At 50.3% G+C, this 15551-nt stretch carries 19 protein-coding genes; 12 read left to right on the top strand and 7 right to left on the bottom strand.

Annotation, left to right across the window (positions count from 1 at the left end):
• Positions 1 to 8: 8 nt before the first annotated feature.
• From QUD54_RS02005 to QUD54_RS01950, 12 genes are read left to right on the top strand one after another with little or no spacing between them, the layout of a single operon-like run.
• Entirely contained in the window at positions 9 to 1268 is a 1260-nt protein-coding gene (locus tag QUD54_RS02005) for an RNA polymerase factor sigma-54 (protein WP_286337290.1), read from the top strand.
• Positions 1237 to 2022: a TIGR02757 family protein gene (locus QUD54_RS02000; RefSeq protein ID WP_286337289.1), complete on the top strand. Its 786-nt coding sequence runs from the start codon at positions 1237 to 1239 to the stop codon at positions 2020 to 2022. Before QUD54_RS02005 ends, QUD54_RS02000 begins: the two co-directional genes overlap by 32 nt.
• Before the next feature lie 46 nt (positions 2023 to 2068).
• Positions 2069 to 2749 (top strand): F0F1 ATP synthase subunit A, encoded by a 681-nt coding sequence (locus QUD54_RS01995; RefSeq protein ID WP_286337288.1) that lies wholly within the window; start codon positions 2069 to 2071, stop codon positions 2747 to 2749.
• A gap of 16 nt (positions 2750 to 2765) precedes the next feature.
• Entirely contained in the window at positions 2766 to 3056 is a 291-nt protein-coding gene (locus QUD54_RS01990; protein WP_286337287.1) for a hypothetical protein, read from the top strand.
• Complete coding sequence (locus QUD54_RS01985) at positions 3034 to 3588, top strand: thiamine phosphate synthase (protein WP_286337286.1); 555 nt, start codon at positions 3034 to 3036, stop codon at positions 3586 to 3588. The genes QUD54_RS01990 and QUD54_RS01985 overlap by 23 nt, the downstream gene beginning before the upstream one ends.
• Positions 3589 to 3623: 35 nt before the next feature.
• Positions 3624 to 5054, top strand: a complete 1431-nt coding sequence (gatB, locus tag QUD54_RS01980) for an Asp-tRNA(Asn)/Glu-tRNA(Gln) amidotransferase subunit GatB (RefSeq protein ID WP_286337992.1) — start codon at positions 3624 to 3626, stop codon at positions 5052 to 5054.
• Positions 5051 to 6646: a potassium channel protein gene (locus QUD54_RS01975; RefSeq protein WP_286337285.1), complete on the top strand. Its 1596-nt coding sequence runs from the start codon at positions 5051 to 5053 to the stop codon at positions 6644 to 6646. Before gatB ends, QUD54_RS01975 begins: the two co-directional genes overlap by 4 nt.
• On the top strand, positions 6618 to 7328 hold the full coding sequence (locus tag QUD54_RS01970; RefSeq protein WP_286337284.1) for a potassium channel family protein: 711 nt from the start codon (positions 6618 to 6620) through the stop codon (positions 7326 to 7328). Before QUD54_RS01975 ends, QUD54_RS01970 begins: the two co-directional genes overlap by 29 nt.
• A complete protein-coding gene (locus QUD54_RS01965; RefSeq protein ID WP_286337283.1) occupies positions 7325 to 8224 on the top strand; it encodes an NAD(P)H-dependent glycerol-3-phosphate dehydrogenase in 900 nt (299 codons plus the stop codon). The genes QUD54_RS01970 and QUD54_RS01965 overlap by 4 nt, the downstream gene beginning before the upstream one ends.
• A complete protein-coding gene (locus QUD54_RS01960; RefSeq protein ID WP_286337991.1) occupies positions 8224 to 9456 on the top strand; it encodes a glutamate-5-semialdehyde dehydrogenase in 1233 nt (410 codons plus the stop codon). Before QUD54_RS01965 ends, QUD54_RS01960 begins: the two co-directional genes overlap by 1 nt.
• Positions 9457 to 9459: 3 nt before the next feature.
• Entirely contained in the window at positions 9460 to 10035 is a 576-nt protein-coding gene (locus QUD54_RS01955; RefSeq protein WP_286337282.1) for an ATP-binding cassette domain-containing protein, read from the top strand.
• Between the two features lie 19 nt (positions 10036 to 10054).
• On the top strand, positions 10055 to 10258 hold the full coding sequence (locus QUD54_RS01950) for a hypothetical protein (RefSeq protein ID WP_286337281.1): 204 nt from the start codon (positions 10055 to 10057) through the stop codon (positions 10256 to 10258).
• Positions 10259 to 10302: 44 nt separating this feature from the next.
• Here the strand turns inward: QUD54_RS01950 and QUD54_RS01945 are convergent, their stop codons facing one another.
• Genes QUD54_RS01945 through QUD54_RS01915 form a run of 7 tightly spaced genes read right to left on the bottom strand, consistent with a single transcriptional unit; the run spans position 10303 to position 15289 of the window.
• Positions 10303 to 10494 carry a YwbE family protein gene (locus QUD54_RS01945; protein ID WP_286337280.1) on the bottom strand — a complete coding sequence of 64 codons (192 nt, stop codon included), beginning with the start codon at positions 10492 to 10494 and terminating at the stop codon, positions 10303 to 10305.
• Between the two features lie 12 nt (positions 10495 to 10506).
• Entirely contained in the window at positions 10507 to 11214 is a 708-nt protein-coding gene (locus tag QUD54_RS01940; protein ID WP_286337279.1) for a lysophospholipid acyltransferase family protein, read from the bottom strand.
• Positions 11192 to 12343 (bottom strand): SH3 domain-containing protein, encoded by a 1152-nt coding sequence (locus QUD54_RS01935; protein ID WP_286337278.1) that lies wholly within the window; start codon positions 12341 to 12343, stop codon positions 11192 to 11194. The genes QUD54_RS01940 and QUD54_RS01935 overlap by 23 nt, the downstream gene beginning before the upstream one ends.
• Positions 12344 to 13015 carry a phosphoribosylformylglycinamidine synthase subunit PurQ gene (gene purQ / locus QUD54_RS01930; RefSeq protein ID WP_286337277.1) on the bottom strand — a complete coding sequence of 224 codons (672 nt, stop codon included), beginning with the start codon at positions 13013 to 13015 and terminating at the stop codon, positions 12344 to 12346.
• On the bottom strand, positions 13012 to 13254 hold the full coding sequence (gene purS / locus QUD54_RS01925) for a phosphoribosylformylglycinamidine synthase subunit PurS (RefSeq protein ID WP_286337276.1): 243 nt from the start codon (positions 13252 to 13254) through the stop codon (positions 13012 to 13014). Before purS ends, purQ begins: the two co-directional genes overlap by 4 nt.
• Positions 13251 to 13970, bottom strand: a complete 720-nt coding sequence (gene purC / locus QUD54_RS01920; RefSeq protein ID WP_286337275.1) for a phosphoribosylaminoimidazolesuccinocarboxamide synthase — start codon at positions 13968 to 13970, stop codon at positions 13251 to 13253. Before purC ends, purS begins: the two co-directional genes overlap by 4 nt.
• Positions 13967 to 15289 (bottom strand): S41 family peptidase, encoded by a 1323-nt coding sequence (locus QUD54_RS01915; RefSeq protein ID WP_286337274.1) that lies wholly within the window; start codon positions 15287 to 15289, stop codon positions 13967 to 13969. The genes purC and QUD54_RS01915 overlap by 4 nt, the downstream gene beginning before the upstream one ends.
• Positions 15290 to 15551 lie beyond the last annotated feature (262 nt).

Raw genomic sequence — 15551 nt, 5'->3', positions numbered from 1 at the left:
AGGGTAACGTGAGACTCCGTCAGAGCCAGAGTGTTCAGACCAAGACAAAACTTTCAAACACTCTGCGCAGTTGGCTCCCTATATTGCAGGCAGGCCTCGAAGAGCTCGAAGAAGAGCTCAAAGCGTATGAAAAAGAGAATCCCTATATGGAAGTCCGCTCCGGATTCGAGTCGCAGTTCTCCGCCATTTTTACCAAAAAGGTCCTTTACCATGGCGACCGTTCCTCGAGCAGTGAAGCGATCGAAGCACTGACTGTGCATCGAAAATCGATTTATGAACTTCTTTACGAACAGATCAACGCACCCCTTTTCCCTACGCCGCTCAGCGAATCGGTCGCTTATGCGCTCATCGAAGAGATCGGTTCGGAGGGGTACTTCGAAGGTGAGATCGAAGCGATTGCCGAGAGGTTCGGAATCTCATCGTCGCAGGTTGAAAAGATTCGACACCGTTTTGCCTATCTCGATCCGCCGGGAGTCGGTGCGCTGAACGCACCCGAAGCGATGCTTTTTCAGCTGCGTCAGAGTGGGGTTGAAGAGCCGATTTATTCGCTTGTGGAACAGATGCTGGAGGATTTCGAGAACATTGGCCGCTTTCGGGGCCATAACGACTATGAAGCGGCGCTGAAGGTGATCCGCACATTCAAAAATCCGCCGGCCATCGAGACGCTCGAAGCTTCCGTTCCCATTATTCCGGATCTCGTCATCACGACGACGTCGGAGGGGATCGACGTCGCGATCAACGATGCCTTTTATCCCGATATCCATATCGAAGAGGATGGATGTGACCACGCTTTCGTACGCAAAAAGATCAAAGAGGCACGCGATCTTATCGATGCACTGCAGATGCGCAAGGCCACACTCTACAAAATAGGGCTGATGATCGTCGAATTTCAGTACGATTTTTTCCACGGCGGCGACATTCGTCCGATGAAACTCAAAGATATCGCCGAAGAGTTCGACCACAATCCTTCCACGATCTCCCGTGCCATCGCCAACAAATACCTTATGTGTGACCGTGGTATCTTTCCGATGAAGAGTTTTTTCACTGCCGGCATCGACGAGGAGGTGAGCAACGCCTCGATCAAACGGTTCATTACCGAAGCGATTGCGAGCGAAGATCGAAACAAGCCGCTGAGCGATCAGAAACTGCTCGAGATGATCGAGGCGAAATTTGGCGTCAAGATGGTGAGACGGACCGTTACGAAGTACCGTAAACAGATGCAAATCGGAGGATCGAGTGAACGAAAACGTTTCTATCGGCTTGCGTGATCGGCTCGAAAGCGAAGCGGCGAAGCGCAACGATCCGGCCGAGCTGATCGGCGGTGCCGCCGATCCCCTGCAGGTGGCATGCGGGCTGGAAGATGCGCGGGCCATTCTGCTCTGCGCACTTTTTGGGTACGGGAATGCGCAAAATATCGTCAAGTTTCTCCGCTCGCTCGACTTTTCGCTTCTTGACAGTGACGAAGCCACGATACGGAAACAACTTTCGAACCGTTACTACCGCTTTCAATCCACGGAAGATGTTATTCAGGTCTTTTTGATGCTGAGCCGGCTGGGGCAGGGCGAAATGAAAGAGACTTTTTTAAAAGGGTATGAGAAAGAGCGGAAGGTACTCGATGGTATTTTTTCATTGATCGAACGTTTCGGCATGTTGAATCGATACGAGAGCAGGGGCTACCGTTTTCTCGTTGGCTCGATTCCGAAAAACGGCAAGCCGACAAGTCCCTACAAACGCTGGATGATGTTTCTTCGATGGCTGGTCCGAAAGGATACGCTCGATCTGGGGTTGTGGACCGAAGTGTCGAAAGCCGATCTCGTCATTCCTCTCGATACCCATACGTTTCAGGTGGGCCGTTCGCTCGGACTGTTGAAACGGAAAACCTATGACTGGAAAGCGGCGGTGGAGTTGACGCAGGCACTCAAGAGATTTTGTCCGGAAGATCCTGTGAAGTACGATTTCGCACTCTACCGGTTGGGACAGGAAAAAAACAGAGTTATAAGAGGAGTATTAAAGCCCGATTAATGGACCTTATGCTAAAATCGCACAAATTTATATCAAAGGAAGACGAATGGAAGGTGTATTTACCTTTTTTGGAGCCCTCAACCACTCACATGGGTTCATCTTCACGACACATGTACTTCTGACAGCCATTCTGGCACTTCTGCTTGCGAAAATGGCCACAAAATCGTTGAAGCTCGTTCCGACGGGAACACAGAATATCATGGAGGCTTATCTTCAGGGTATCATTGCCATGGGACGAGACGTCATCGGTGAAACGAATGCGAAAAAGTATCTTCCGCTTGTCGCGACGATCGGTATTATCGTCTTCATCGCGAATGTACTGGGTATCATTCCCGGTTTCGAGTCTCCGACCGGCAACATCAACATGACGCTGACACTGGCGCTCATTGTCTTTATCTACTACAACTTCGAAGGTATTCGCCGACATGGTGTCGTACATTATTTCGCCCACTTTATGGGACCGGTCAAGTGGCTGGCTCCACTCATGTTCCCTATCGAGATCGTCTCTCATATTTCGCGTATCATCTCGCTTTCATTCCGACTCTTCGGTAACATCAAGGGTGATGACCTCTTTTTGTGGGTTCTTCTGATGCTTGCACCGTGGATCGTGCCTCTTCCCGCATTTTTGCTTCTGACATTTTCCGCGATTCTGCAGGCATTCATCTTTATGATTTTGACCTACGTCTATCTCGCAGGAGCCGTATTGCTGGAAGAGGAAGCGCTGTAAACCTACGGAGCGCTTTTTGAGACAGACACTCGCTGAAACGATTATCAGCTTTCTTCTCGGTGCCGCCTGGGCTCTTGTCCTGCTCGGCGCCGCTTTTCTTTTCTGGTCCTTTTTTCCTTTCGGTATCGTCATCGCACTGATGGCCGCCCTTGTCGGTTCTCTTTTCGGCCTCCTCTTTGTCGTTTTGCTGGAAGTCGCAGCCTTGCAGTTTGAAAAGATGAGAGAACTCAGGCGCCAGACAAAGATCCTCGAATCGATCAAAGTCTCGCTGGAGTCTTTCGACGATGCTGCGCTACGCGATCACTGATCCGAGCTATTACAGTTCGGATCCTCTTTTTTTCAGTCGGTTCCTCGAACGGATTTTACGCTTCCACGCTATCGATATGGTGGTTTTGAGAGACAAACAGACATCCGATTATGAAACATTGGCCAGAAGTTTTCTCTCGCTCAAACCGCACTTTCCCGAAACGAAATTTTTGCTTCATTCCGACGAATGCCTGGCGGCATCGCTGGGGGCGGATGGGATCCATCTTCCCTCCAATGCCTTCGGCAGGATTTCCCACGCGAAGTCGCTCGGACTCTGGACGATCGTCAGTACCCATACACTCGATGAAGCGGTCGAAGCAGAGCAAGAGGGTGCCGATGCAGTGACATTCAGCCCCATATTCCCCACGCCCGGCAAAGGGGAACCGAAAGGTTTAGAGAAGTTAAAAGAAATTAAAGATAAAATATCTATCAAACTCTTCGCACTTGGCGGCATCGTGACCGATGAACAGATAGGGGCCGTCGAAGGTGCCGGAGCTGACGGTTTTGCGTCGATACGCTATTTTGTAGAATAAAAATATTTTTCAAGGAACTCCCCAATATGTCCAATATGTTCGAAGTGATCATCGGGTTGGAAGTGCATGTCCAGCTCAACACCAAAACGAAAATTTTCTGTAACTGCGCCACCAGTTTTGCCGATCGGCAGAATACGCATACATGCCCGGTCTGTCTCGGCCTGCCCGGTGCGCTTCCGGTTTTGAACAAAGAGGCTGTCAAGAAGGCGATGATGTTTGGCAACGCCGTGGACGCGACGGTTCACAGGAAGTCGGTATTCAACCGCAAAAACTACTTCTACCCCGACCTTCCGAAGGGATATCAGATCAGCCAGTTCGAGATACCGATCGTCGAAAACGGCCATTTGATGATCGACTTCGACGACGGGAGTCAGAAGCGTATCGGTATTACCCGGGCCCATCTCGAAGAGGATGCCGGGAAAAATACCCATGAAGGAGACCATTCGCTGGTCGATCTCAATCGTGCCGGTACGCCGCTGCTAGAGATCGTCAGCGAACCCGATATGAGAAGCGCCGACGAGGCGGTACGCTACCTCAAGAAACTGCATGCGATTGTGCGCTACCTCGGCATCAGTGATGCGAATATGCAGGAGGGATCGTTCCGCTGTGACGTCAACGTCTCGATCCGCCCCAAAGGGGATGAAAAGCTCTACACCCGTGTCGAGATCAAGAATATGAACAGCTTCCGGTTCATCCATCAAGCAATCGGTTATGAAGTGGAGCGTCAGATCGAGGCTTGGGAAGACGGTGTATACGACGAAGAGGTATGGCAAGAGACCAGGCTTTTCGACACTGTCAAAGGAGAAACCCGCTCGATGCGCGGTAAAGAGGACAGTGCCGATTATCGCTACTTTCCTGAACCCGACCTTCTGCCGGTCATTCTCGATGAAGAGATGATCGAAGAGGCGAAGCATATCCCCGAGATGCCCGATGCCAAACGTGCACGTTATGTCAAAGATTTCGGTATTCGCGAGTACGATGCCGTTGTCATTACCTCCGAAGTGGAGATGGCGCGTTTCTTCGAAGAGATGATCGACGCAGGCGCCAATCCCAAAGAGGCGGCGAAGTGGCTGACGATCGAATTGCAAGGACGTCTCAAAGGCGGTATGACGCTCGAGACCTCTCCTGTCACCGCCAAACAGCTCGCCATGATCGTCAAACGTATCGAAGAGAGTACGATCAGCGGAAAGGCTGGAAAAGAGGTTCTCGACTATCTCTTCGAACACCCTGGTGCCGATGTCGACGACGCGATCGAAAAACTTGGGCTGAAGCAGGTGAGCGACGACGGTGCCATCCTCGCGCTCATCGACGAAGTGCTAGCGAACAATCAGGAGAAAGTCGATGAGTACAGAAGCGGTAAAGAGAAACTCTTCGGCTTCTTCGTCGGACAGGTGATGAAGGCTTCGAAAGGCTCCGCGAATCCCGCCAAAGTCAATCAACTGTTAAAAGAGCGTCTGAACTCTTGAAACGACTTCTGATCAAATACCTCGTCGCGTTCTCCTATTTCCTGGAGAGTGCGCCGCGCTATCAGCGGATCAAACGTTTTTTCAACGATCTGCTGAACAACGACGACTATCCCTACAAAAAATATTTCGATCTTTTTATGGTCGCTATTATTCTTTCGAGCGTTACCATTCTGGTAATCGACGTGCGTGAGCATGTGGCGGCATGGCTTGACTATTACGACCTCTATATCGTTACGAGCATCTTCATCGTCGAATATCTTTTGCGGCTATGGGTGCATGACGACATGCACAAAGTGATTATCGCAGAGTACGAGGAGTCGGAGTTTTTCGAAAAGCCGTTCAAACTCTCCAAAGTTTTTAAAGAGATCGCAGCGCAGAAATGGGCCTACATCATTTCGGTCCCGGCACTTATCGATCTGGTCGCCATTTTGCCGAGTTACCGTGAAATCAGGGTGCTTCGCGTCTTTGTCCTTTTCAGGGCTTTCAAGATGCTCCGTTACAGCAAAAGCCTTCTGCAGTTTTTCGATATTCTCCGCAGCAAAAGGGTCGAACTCTATACCCTTGTGACGCTGCTTGCCTTTTTTACACTGATCGCATCGGTGATGATCTACGTCTTCGAAGGCAACGGAATCAACCCCCACATCGAAGGTCTTTTCGATGCCGTCTATTGGGCACTCGTCACGATTACGACCGTCGGTTACGGTGACATAGCACCCGTGACGACCGAAGGGCGCGCCGTCTCGATGCTGATAATTCTTACCGGTATCGGGGCCATTTCATTTTTAACATCGATCATCGTTTCCGCATTCAGCGAAAAGCTTCCCGAAATCAAAGAGACGCGCGTCATGAACCAGATCATGAAAAAAAGAAATCTCAACCTCGTGTGCGGGTACGGTAAGATCGGGCAGCTGGTCTCGAAAAAGCTGCAGGAGGCAGGAGAAAACTTTCTGGTAATCGAGCTCGATCCCGCAAAAGTGGAGAAAGCGGAGCTCGACGGCTTCAACGTTCTGCGGGCCGATGCGACGAAAAGCGCTACGCTGCTGAAACTGAAGCTTTGCGACAATGTAAAATCTGTCATATGTGTCACACACGACGACATTATCAACGTCTTTATCACGATCAATGCCCGGAGCCTTTGCAAGGATGTGGAGATTATTTCGCGTTGCAGTGACAAGAGTGTCGCCAAAAAGTTGAAACTAGCAGGTGCCAATCATCTGATCATGCCCGAAGAGATTGCGGGCCTCCTCGGTGCTGTCTACATCGGCCAGCCGGTCGCTTTCGAAGCGTTACAGGCGATTCTGACCCAAAAAAGGACGGCACGCATCGATGAAGTGGAGATTAAACTGGGTTCGTTTCTCGATGGTGCGACAGTCGGCGATTTCGATTTTTCCTCCAACAGGCTGGTCCTTCTGGCCGTATTGAAACGGTTGGAAAGCAGTGACAGAAAGAGCCATTACATTATCTTCAATCCGGCTGAAGAGACAATACTCAAGGCAGGTGATATACTTGTCGTGATGGGTTACAGTGTAAGCATCGCGGATTTCAAGGGAAGGTTGGAACAAAGTGTTAGGTTCAAATCAAGAAACGCGTGAAATCATCCTTTTCGGATACGGCAAGCTCGGGCACAGAGTCTATGAGATGCTTTCGGCCAACTTTTCCAACATCATCGTTGCGGACAGCCGTGAGGAGGCGATAGAGAGGGCGAAGGAGGATGGTGTCGTCACCTCTTTTCATATCGATATGACCGACGATACAGCGCTCGAAGAGCTCGGCCTCAACGGAAAGATACTCTTCTGTTCCATGGACGACATGTCGCTCAATATATTTCTGGTTCTTTCACTCAAAAGTATTTCGACCGATTCGACGATCATCTCCGTTTCGACATCGGCCGAGAATACACGGAAATTGAAATTTATCGGTGCGGACAAAGTGATCGATCTTTATGAGTCGAGCGCCAACAGGATCGTGGATATCATCACCCGCCCGGCGGTGACACGCGTGCTTGATGAGATCATCTATGTCGACAACGGCATCAGTATCGAAGAGATCGAAATACCGCCGAACTCGTTTCTGGAAAGCAAGTATGTATATGAGATCGATTTCAGGGAGTATGGCCTGATTTTGATCGGGATAACGGACAAAGAGCTTGGAGAAGATTTTATCTTCGTTTCACGGGGCATCAACCACAAATTCGATGCCGGAGATATCCTGGTTCTGCTTGGCGAGAGTACGGCACTTGAAAAGTTTTACACCATGCTGACGGAGAGAAAATGAAAAAAATCGCTGTAATCGGTGCTGGAAAGTGGGGACAGGCGCTTGCGTATGCACTGCGTCAGAAATGCGAGGTCGTCATCACCTCCAGAACCGAACGGGATATTCCAGGTTTTGTATCACTCGATGCTGCGATGGAGATAGAAAATATCGTCATGGCCATTCCCGCGCAGGCCGTCCGCGAATGGCTTGGGAAACATTACGGTATGGGAGACCATAACATCCTGGTCGCCGCAAAAGGGATCGAGGCCGAAACAGGAGCCTTTTTGAATGAAATTTATGAAGCATTCGTACCACGTACCCATCTGACCTATCTCAGCGGACCGTCATTCGCCAAGGAAGTGATGGAAGGCCTGCCTACGGCACTTGTCCTGAATAGCCATAACCGGCTGGCGGCCACGGCATGGAGCGAAGCTTTCCCCGACTTCATCAAAACCTATGTGAGCACCGACGTCATCGGTGCCGAAATAGGCGGTGCCTACAAAAATGTCATTGCGATTGCCGGCGGAATTTGCGATGGTTTGAAACTTGGTGAAAACGCGCGTGCGAGCCTTATCGCCCGAGGGCTTGTCGAGATGGCGCGATTTGGACGCGAATTCGGTGCCAACGAGGAGACCTTTTTGTCACTCAGCGGTGCGGGAGACCTCTTTTTGACGGCAAGCAGTAAACTCTCCCGAAACTTTCGTGTCGGCCTGGGCCTTGCGGAGGGAAAAACACTCGACGAAATTCTGGAAGAGCTCGGTGAAGTGGCCGAAGGGGTGGGTACGGCGAAAGCGCTTCATACCATTGCAAAGACAAACGATATCTATCTGCCCATCGCGAATGAAGTCTACGCTATTTTGGAGGGCAAGGACCCTATGGAGAGTCTGAAAGATCTATTAAACAACAGGAGGAGATGATGGAGAATTACCTGAAAGAGGCCAAGGCCGCCGCATCGACGCTGGCAACGCTCAGCGGAGAGGTGAAAAACCGGGTATTGAACAAAATTGCAGATGCGCTCGTAGAAAACAGCGCACTTATCATCGAACATAACAAGTTCGACATGGAAGAGGGAGAGCGCAATAACCTCTCTTCTGCCTTGATGGATCGCCTCTACCTCGATGAGAGCCGTATCGAAGCGATGGCACAGGCGGTACGTGAAATTGCGGCTCTTAAAGAGCCGGTGGGACGCATACTGGAGGGATGGGTGACCGACAACGGTCTGCGCATCGAAAAAGTCTCTATCCCGATCGGTGTCATCGGAATCATCTACGAGTCCCGCCCCAACGTTACGAGCGATGCGGCGGCACTCTGTTTCAAAAGCGGCAATGTCGCGATTCTCAAAGGCGGTAAAGAGGCGCAGCAGAGCAATGAAGCGATAGCGAAAGTGATTCAAAAGGCTCTCGAAGCGGAGGGCCTTCCAAAAGCACTCATCAGCCTTCTTCCCGACGGTAGCCGCGAAGGGGTGGCGAAGCTGATCAAAATGGACAAGTATGTCGATCTCATCATACCGCGTGGCGGTGAGGCGCTGATACGCTTCGTCAACGACAACGCGACAGTACCGGTGGTCAAACACGACAAGGGTCTCTGCCACACCTATATCCATAAAGATGCCGACTTCGACGAGGCGATCAAAATTGCGATAAACGCCAAATGTCAGCGCCCTGGTGTCTGTAACGCGATGGAGACGCTGATCGTCGACGAAGCGATCGCCAAAGAGATGCTTCCAAAACTCAAAGCGGCGTTCGATGCCGAGTCGACAAAGCTTCTCGGAGATGATGCGACGCAAAAGATCATCGACGTCGATGCAGCCACGGAAGAGGATTTCGATACCGAATACCTTGCCAATACCCTCTCTATCAAAGTGGTCAAAGATGTCGACGAAGCGATCGCCCATATCCGTCGCTACGGATCGGGCCACTCCGAAGCGATTTTGACAAACAATCATCGGGCGGCCGAAAAGTTTCTGAACGAAGTCGATGCGGCATGTGTCTATGTCAACGCCTCGACCCGCTTTACCGACGGCGGGGCCTTTGGATTCGGTGCCGAGGTGGGCATCAGCACCAACAAACTCCACGCCCGCGGGCCGATGGGCATCAACGATCTGACGACCTACAAGTACAAAGTTTACGGGGAAGGGCAGATCCGCTAAATCATGGCCAAAGAGGTTGTCTTGAAGATCGAGGATCTGACATTCGGTTATAGCGAAGAGAAGTTGCTGTATCGAAATTTTTCACTGACACTGTATGCGGGTGAGATCGTTACGATTCTCGGTCCAAGCGGCAGCGGGAAGAGCACACTGTTCGAACTGATCGCAGGCAATCTCAAGCCGATGGCGGGCGTGATCGAGAAAGCTCCTTTTTCACAAGTCTTCCAGGACCCTTACAGCTCGTTTCATCCGACCTACACCATTGAAAATCAGATAGCGGATGTCGCCCCTTTGGAAGGGATGAATGAGCTTTGCGAGCAGATGGGTTTTGCACGTGAACTGCTCGAGAAGAGACCGCATGAGCTCTCCGGCGGCCAGCTGCAGCGCGCTTCCATTCTGCGCGCACTCTTGATGAAGCCCCGCCTTCTGCTTGCCGATGAACCCACATCGGCACTCGACAATCTCATTCAGCTCGATGTCATGAGATTGCTGCTTGAAACCCTGGACCGGGTAGGTATCCTGATGATTACGCACGACCGCGATCTTGCGAAATGGTGCAGCGACAGAGTCGTAGAACTATAAGAAGAGAAGGAGCCTCTGTATGGATAAACCGACGTTGGAAGAGCTGGAAACGATGATCGAGAAGCTAAAAGTGAAATACCGAAAGAAAAAAGAGGAACTCGAGTGGTGCGACAACGACTACGATGCCGGGTTCGTACAAGAGGAGATGGAGAAGATCAAATTGAAAATCAAAACCTGCCGTGCCGAAATAGATGCAATGGAAGCTGAGAACAAATCCAGTTGATCACCATGAGGATAGAGGTGCACGATTTGCACCGTCTCCGGGTACTAGTAGATTTTTTTGACACGGCCGACCTCTCCAGTGGTGAGACGTACCTTGATGCCGTGGGGATGGTTGGGTGATTTTGTCAGTATGTCGCGTACGACACCATCTGTGAGCCTACCGCTCTTCTGGTCCTCTTTCAAAACAATGGCCACCGTCATACCGCTGCGTATATTCTTCCTGATTTTCCCGTCCATTCCGTTTCTCCTTTATCGGCTGATCGTGTGAGTTTCGAGTTCCTGGTCGATTCTCCTCTGCATATCTTCACGCAGTTTGTCGTACCAGTTTTCCGGTGCGTTTTTGACATCGATGGAGGGAAGGAAAATCACTTTGAGATCTCCGCCGATCGACGTCTTCTCATGTTCGTTGACAACGCGTTTGCTGCCGACGATCACCACCGGCTGGACGATCAGGCCGAACTTTTCGGCGACGAACTTCGCTCCCTCTTTGAATGGGAGCAGTTTCTGTCCTTTGGCGCGTGTACCTTCAGGAAAGATGGCGACGGGCCGGTGCAGATCCTCGATCGAATGTTTGATATCCTTCATCAGCTTGATGAGGCCTCGCTTATCTTCGCGGTCGACGGCGATCATCTCCGCGTTTTTGAGAAGAAGACCGAACCATGGCACTTCAAAAAGCTCTTTTTTGGCCACCCAGTTGAGATTTTTGTTCAGTATTGCTTCAAGTGTGATGATGTCTACGATGCCCTGGTGGTTGATGAGATAGAGCTGTGCCCGTTCGTCCGGCTTACCGACCGTCTCGACTTTGGCGAACATCAATGCAAGCATGGTTTTGTTGCCGTAATGGAGGATTTGGCTTTTATATTTTGGAAAGAGGTAGAGAAGTTTTATCATCACACTCACAATCAGCGAGATAACCAAGGCGGAATAGTAGAATCTAATACGTGCAAAGATCTTCATTTTTAACCCATCCTATTGTGTTGTTCGGCAGTCGGACTTTGGTATATCCGCCGTTTTTGTTCATCTCTTTCGCCGTGGTCTGTTCGTAAAGCTGCATAAACGGTGTACTTTGTGGGGTAGGAAGCAGGTAGAGTGTCGTATCGGGCCGTATGCATACGCTTTTGAGCGGTATGAGATAGGTGAGTAGGTATGCAGCCGCAAGAAGAATCAGGATCGGATAGACCCACCCCTTTCTCGTCATCCACAAAATGAGCCAGATAAAGATCAGCATGGCGGTCGCAGCTATTTTGAATTTGGTAAATTCACTCTCCTGCGGGTCGAGATTGCTTTGGGTACTCACACTGCTGCGTTTGACGATAATGGGTACCTGGAACTTTTCATATCTGTTTTTGGAAAGATTGAAGTAACTGAACTCGACCTGTTCGACTTCGGTGGGATAGACAGCGTAATAAAAGAGTGTGGTGTCGTTCAGATCGCCGCTGTATGAGTCGATTCCCTGATTGGCGGAGCGTGGCAGATGAAAATCGTCATAGTTGCCGTAGGCAACGGAGAGCTGAAGGGCGAGGATATTACTCTCTTTTGTATAGGTCGATGCCTGATAGTTGACGAGAGAAAACTTTTGTGCCAGTACACCGCAAAAATCCCGGGGAGGATTGAGCCGGACAGCCCGGATCTTATTCCCTTCAATACGGTAAACTCTTTCTGGATCGTCTTCGTAGCTTACGACGAAATCCGGAAGTTTGAGGGAGGTACCGGTCGCTTTGAAATAGAAGGTGAGATGGTTGATCGCTTTGGGTTCGATAAGTTCGGGTTCCTGGATCAGGATGACATCTTTGCCATCTTCAAGTGTAACAGTATAGAGACGGTCTTTGACAAGCGAGGTGACTTTCAGCGTGACAGGGAATATCTCTCCCACATAGAGCTTCTTCGGAAGCTTTTCGAAACCGAGATAGATCAAGTTTTCTGTAGATTCTTCTTCCGTTATCTCCTCGACGCTGTCAGTGGAATTCCCCCCTTCCATCTGCATGAAAAACGAGGTGTCGTCAGGCTCCGAGTCGGGGAAGACGGAAGGTTCGGCAAAAAGGACCGAACCGAGAAGAAGGAGTGATAAAACGATAAAGCGTAACACTTAGCTCAGAAACCCTTCGAGCATTCTGATACCGTCTGCAGAGCCCAAAATCGTCTCCATCGCGCGTTCGGGGTGGGGCATCAGCCCGAAAACGTTCTTCTCTTTGTTGCAGATACCGGCGATATTCGCGACCGAACCGTTCGGATTTTCCGGATTCCCTTCCCTGTCACAATAGGTCAAAAGGACCTGACCATTGTCGTAGAGGGCTTTGAGACCATCCTCTTCGATGAAGTAGTTGCCTTCAGCATGCGCGATGGGAATGTTGAGCCGCTCGCCCACTTCACACTTTCGAAGGAAACGGTTGTCGTTGTTTTCCACTTTGAGGTACTGATGTTTCGAAATGAAGTGGAGGTTTTCATTGCGCTTCATCGCGCCCGGCAGGAGATGACTTTCGAGCAGAATCTGGAAACCGTTGCAGATGCCGAGCACATAGCCGCCGTTGTCCGCGTAGGATTTGACCGCCTTCATGATGGGACTGAAACGTGCAATGGCACCGCTGCGCAGGTAATCGCCGTAACTGAAACCGCCGGGTACGACGACGAGGTCCGTATTGGCAGGAATCATCTCCTCTTCGTGCCATACGATGGTCACCCGCTGTTCAAGGTGCTCGAAAGCGTACTTCGTATCGAACTCGCAGTTGGTACCGGGGAACTGCAGAACCGTCACGTTCATTGCACGATCTCGATGCTGTAGTCTTCGATGACGGTATTGGCAAGCAGTGTTTCACACATCTTTTCGACCTCTTTCTCCGCCGCTTTCATCGAGTCGGCTTTGATATCCAGGACGATCTGTTTGCCGACACGGACATTCTCTACATCTTCGAACCCGAGTGCCCCGAGTGCGTGGTGAACCGCTTTTCCTTGCGGATCGAGGACCCCTTCTTTCAAGTAGACATTGACGATTGCTTTCATTTGTTCTCTCCAAGTATGCGTTTAAGGACTTCTTCATAGGCGACTTTGACACTTCCGAGTCCCTGGCGGAAACGGTCTTTGTCCAGTTTTTCGTTGGTCTCCATATCCCAGAAACGGCAGCTGTCGGGGCTGATCTCATCGGCGAGGATGATTTTGCCTTCACTGTCGTAGCCGAATTCCACTTTGAAGTCGACGAGATTGAGCCCTTTTTTGGCAAAAAACGCTTTGAGGATCGTATTGATCTCGCGTCCGAGGCGTTTGAGCTCTTCGAGGTCGCCTTCGTTTTTTACCAGGTCGAGGATGATGCAGTGCTCGTCGTTGATGAGCGGGTCGCCGAGGTCGTCACGCTTGTAATAAAACTCGACGAGTGTGAACGGAAGTTTCGTACCGTCCTCGATCCCCAGACGTTTGGTGAGGCTGCCGGTGGCGATATTGCGGACGACGACTTCGATCAGGATGATGTCGACTTTTTTGACCAGCATGTGATTTTCGTCGGGCATATCGACGAAATGGGTCGGGATGCCAGCGCTTTCAAGCAGTTTGAAAAGTTCGGTGCTTATTTTGTTGTTCAATGCACCTTTGCCGGCTTCTTGATCGTGCTTTTCTCCGTTGAACGCGGTCAGGTCGTCCTTGAACTCCGCAATCAACAGTTCCGGATCATCAGTCGTATAGAGACGCTTCGCTTTGCCTTCGTAAAGCAGTTCTTTCTTGGTCATTTCTTCTCCTGTGTAATGATGAGTGCTCTGAGAATGTCCACACCCTCTTTGAGCTGGTTGTCGTTGTAAAGGTCCTCTTTCGTAATCACTCTCTCTTTTTTCGGTGTCAATTTTTTCGTTTTCGTTCTATCGGTACCTTTCGTCTCGATCTTTTCCAGTTCGCTCTCGAGGTGTTTTTTGAGTTCCGCCTCTTTGATCGAGAATGCATTCTCTTCGACCGTCACTTTGCCGAATGGTACGAGGATGTCGGGTGTTACACCAACCGCCTGAATGGTCCGGCCGCTGGGCAGATAATAGCGTGCGATCGTCAAACGGAGTGCTTCGGTTTTGTTGATCGGCATGATGATCTGAACGCTGCCTTTACCAAAGGTCTTTTCACCGATGACGACAGCGCGGCGGTGATCCTGTAACGATCCGCTTACGATTTCACTGGCACTGGCACTCCCGCCATTGACGAGTACGACCATCGGAATCTTTCTGTAGGTCCCTTTTTCATGTGCTTTAAAGATTTCGTTTTCATCTTTGACACGCCCTTTCTGCGAAACGATGACGCCTTTGTCGACAAAGAGATCGACCGTACCGACAGCCTGGTCGAGCAGACCGCCGGGGTTGTTGCGCAGGTCGAGGATGAGCCCTTTCGCACTGGGGTTGTCCGCGAGTGCTTTCTTGATGTCCTTCACCACTTTTTTGTCGAAGGAGACGATGCGCACGTAGAGAATGTCGTTGCCGACCTTCTTGGTATAGACGGATTGGATCTTGATTATGTCGCGGATAATCGTCACGACGATCGGTTTCGGCTCGTTTTTGCGGACGATTGTCAGTGTGATTTTTGTTTTCGGTTTGCCACGCATCAACGAAACCGCTTCGTCCAAGGTCATGTTGAGCGTCGATTTATCGTTGATTTTGAGAATGATGTCACCCGCTTTGAGCCCGGCTTTGTATGCCGGTGTCCCTTCGAGCGGTGCGATGACAGTGAGTGCGCCGTCACGCATGCCGACCGTGACTCCGAGGCCGCCGAATTCGCCACTGGTCTGGATCTTCATCTCTTTGAAACTTTTGGCATCGAGGAAAGAGGAGTGGGCATCGAGATTGGCCATGAGCCCTTTGATCGCCTTGTTGATGATTTCGTTGATGGTGAGGTCGTCGACATAGTACTTTTCGACGGTACCGATGACCCGCGTAAATTTGGTGAGCGCTTCGAGTTTCGATACAGTGGTGTTGGCGTCGCCTTTGGCGAACAGGTTGGGAGACGCAATGAGTGTCAGCGCCGCTGCCGTCGAGAGAAATCCCGCTGCGATAAAACCTCTTTTTTTCTTCATCTGTTTGATCCGTTGCAATCTATAAAATATGTGGGAGATATTATAGTGATTTGACACTGAAAGAGGGATAAATAAAAAAAGCTCGTCATTTCAATAGATTGTATTGTGTAGTTTAGAAACATTTATATATTTCAATAAACAACCTTGACATCAATACACTAAAGTTGATATAATGCATACACTTTTGATGAATGAAGATCGTTGAAAACTGAAATGTGACTTAGGTTGCAGAACAAGTTTTAAAGTTTCGCTATGATTAGCG

The sequence above is a fragment of the Hydrogenimonas cancrithermarum genome (assembly GCF_030296055.1).
GTDB lineage: Bacteria > Campylobacterota > Campylobacteria > Campylobacterales > Hydrogenimonadaceae > Hydrogenimonas > Hydrogenimonas cancrithermarum.
The sequence above is the reverse complement of the archived record's forward strand: the minus strand, read 5'-3'. Positions and strand labels throughout refer to the sequence as shown.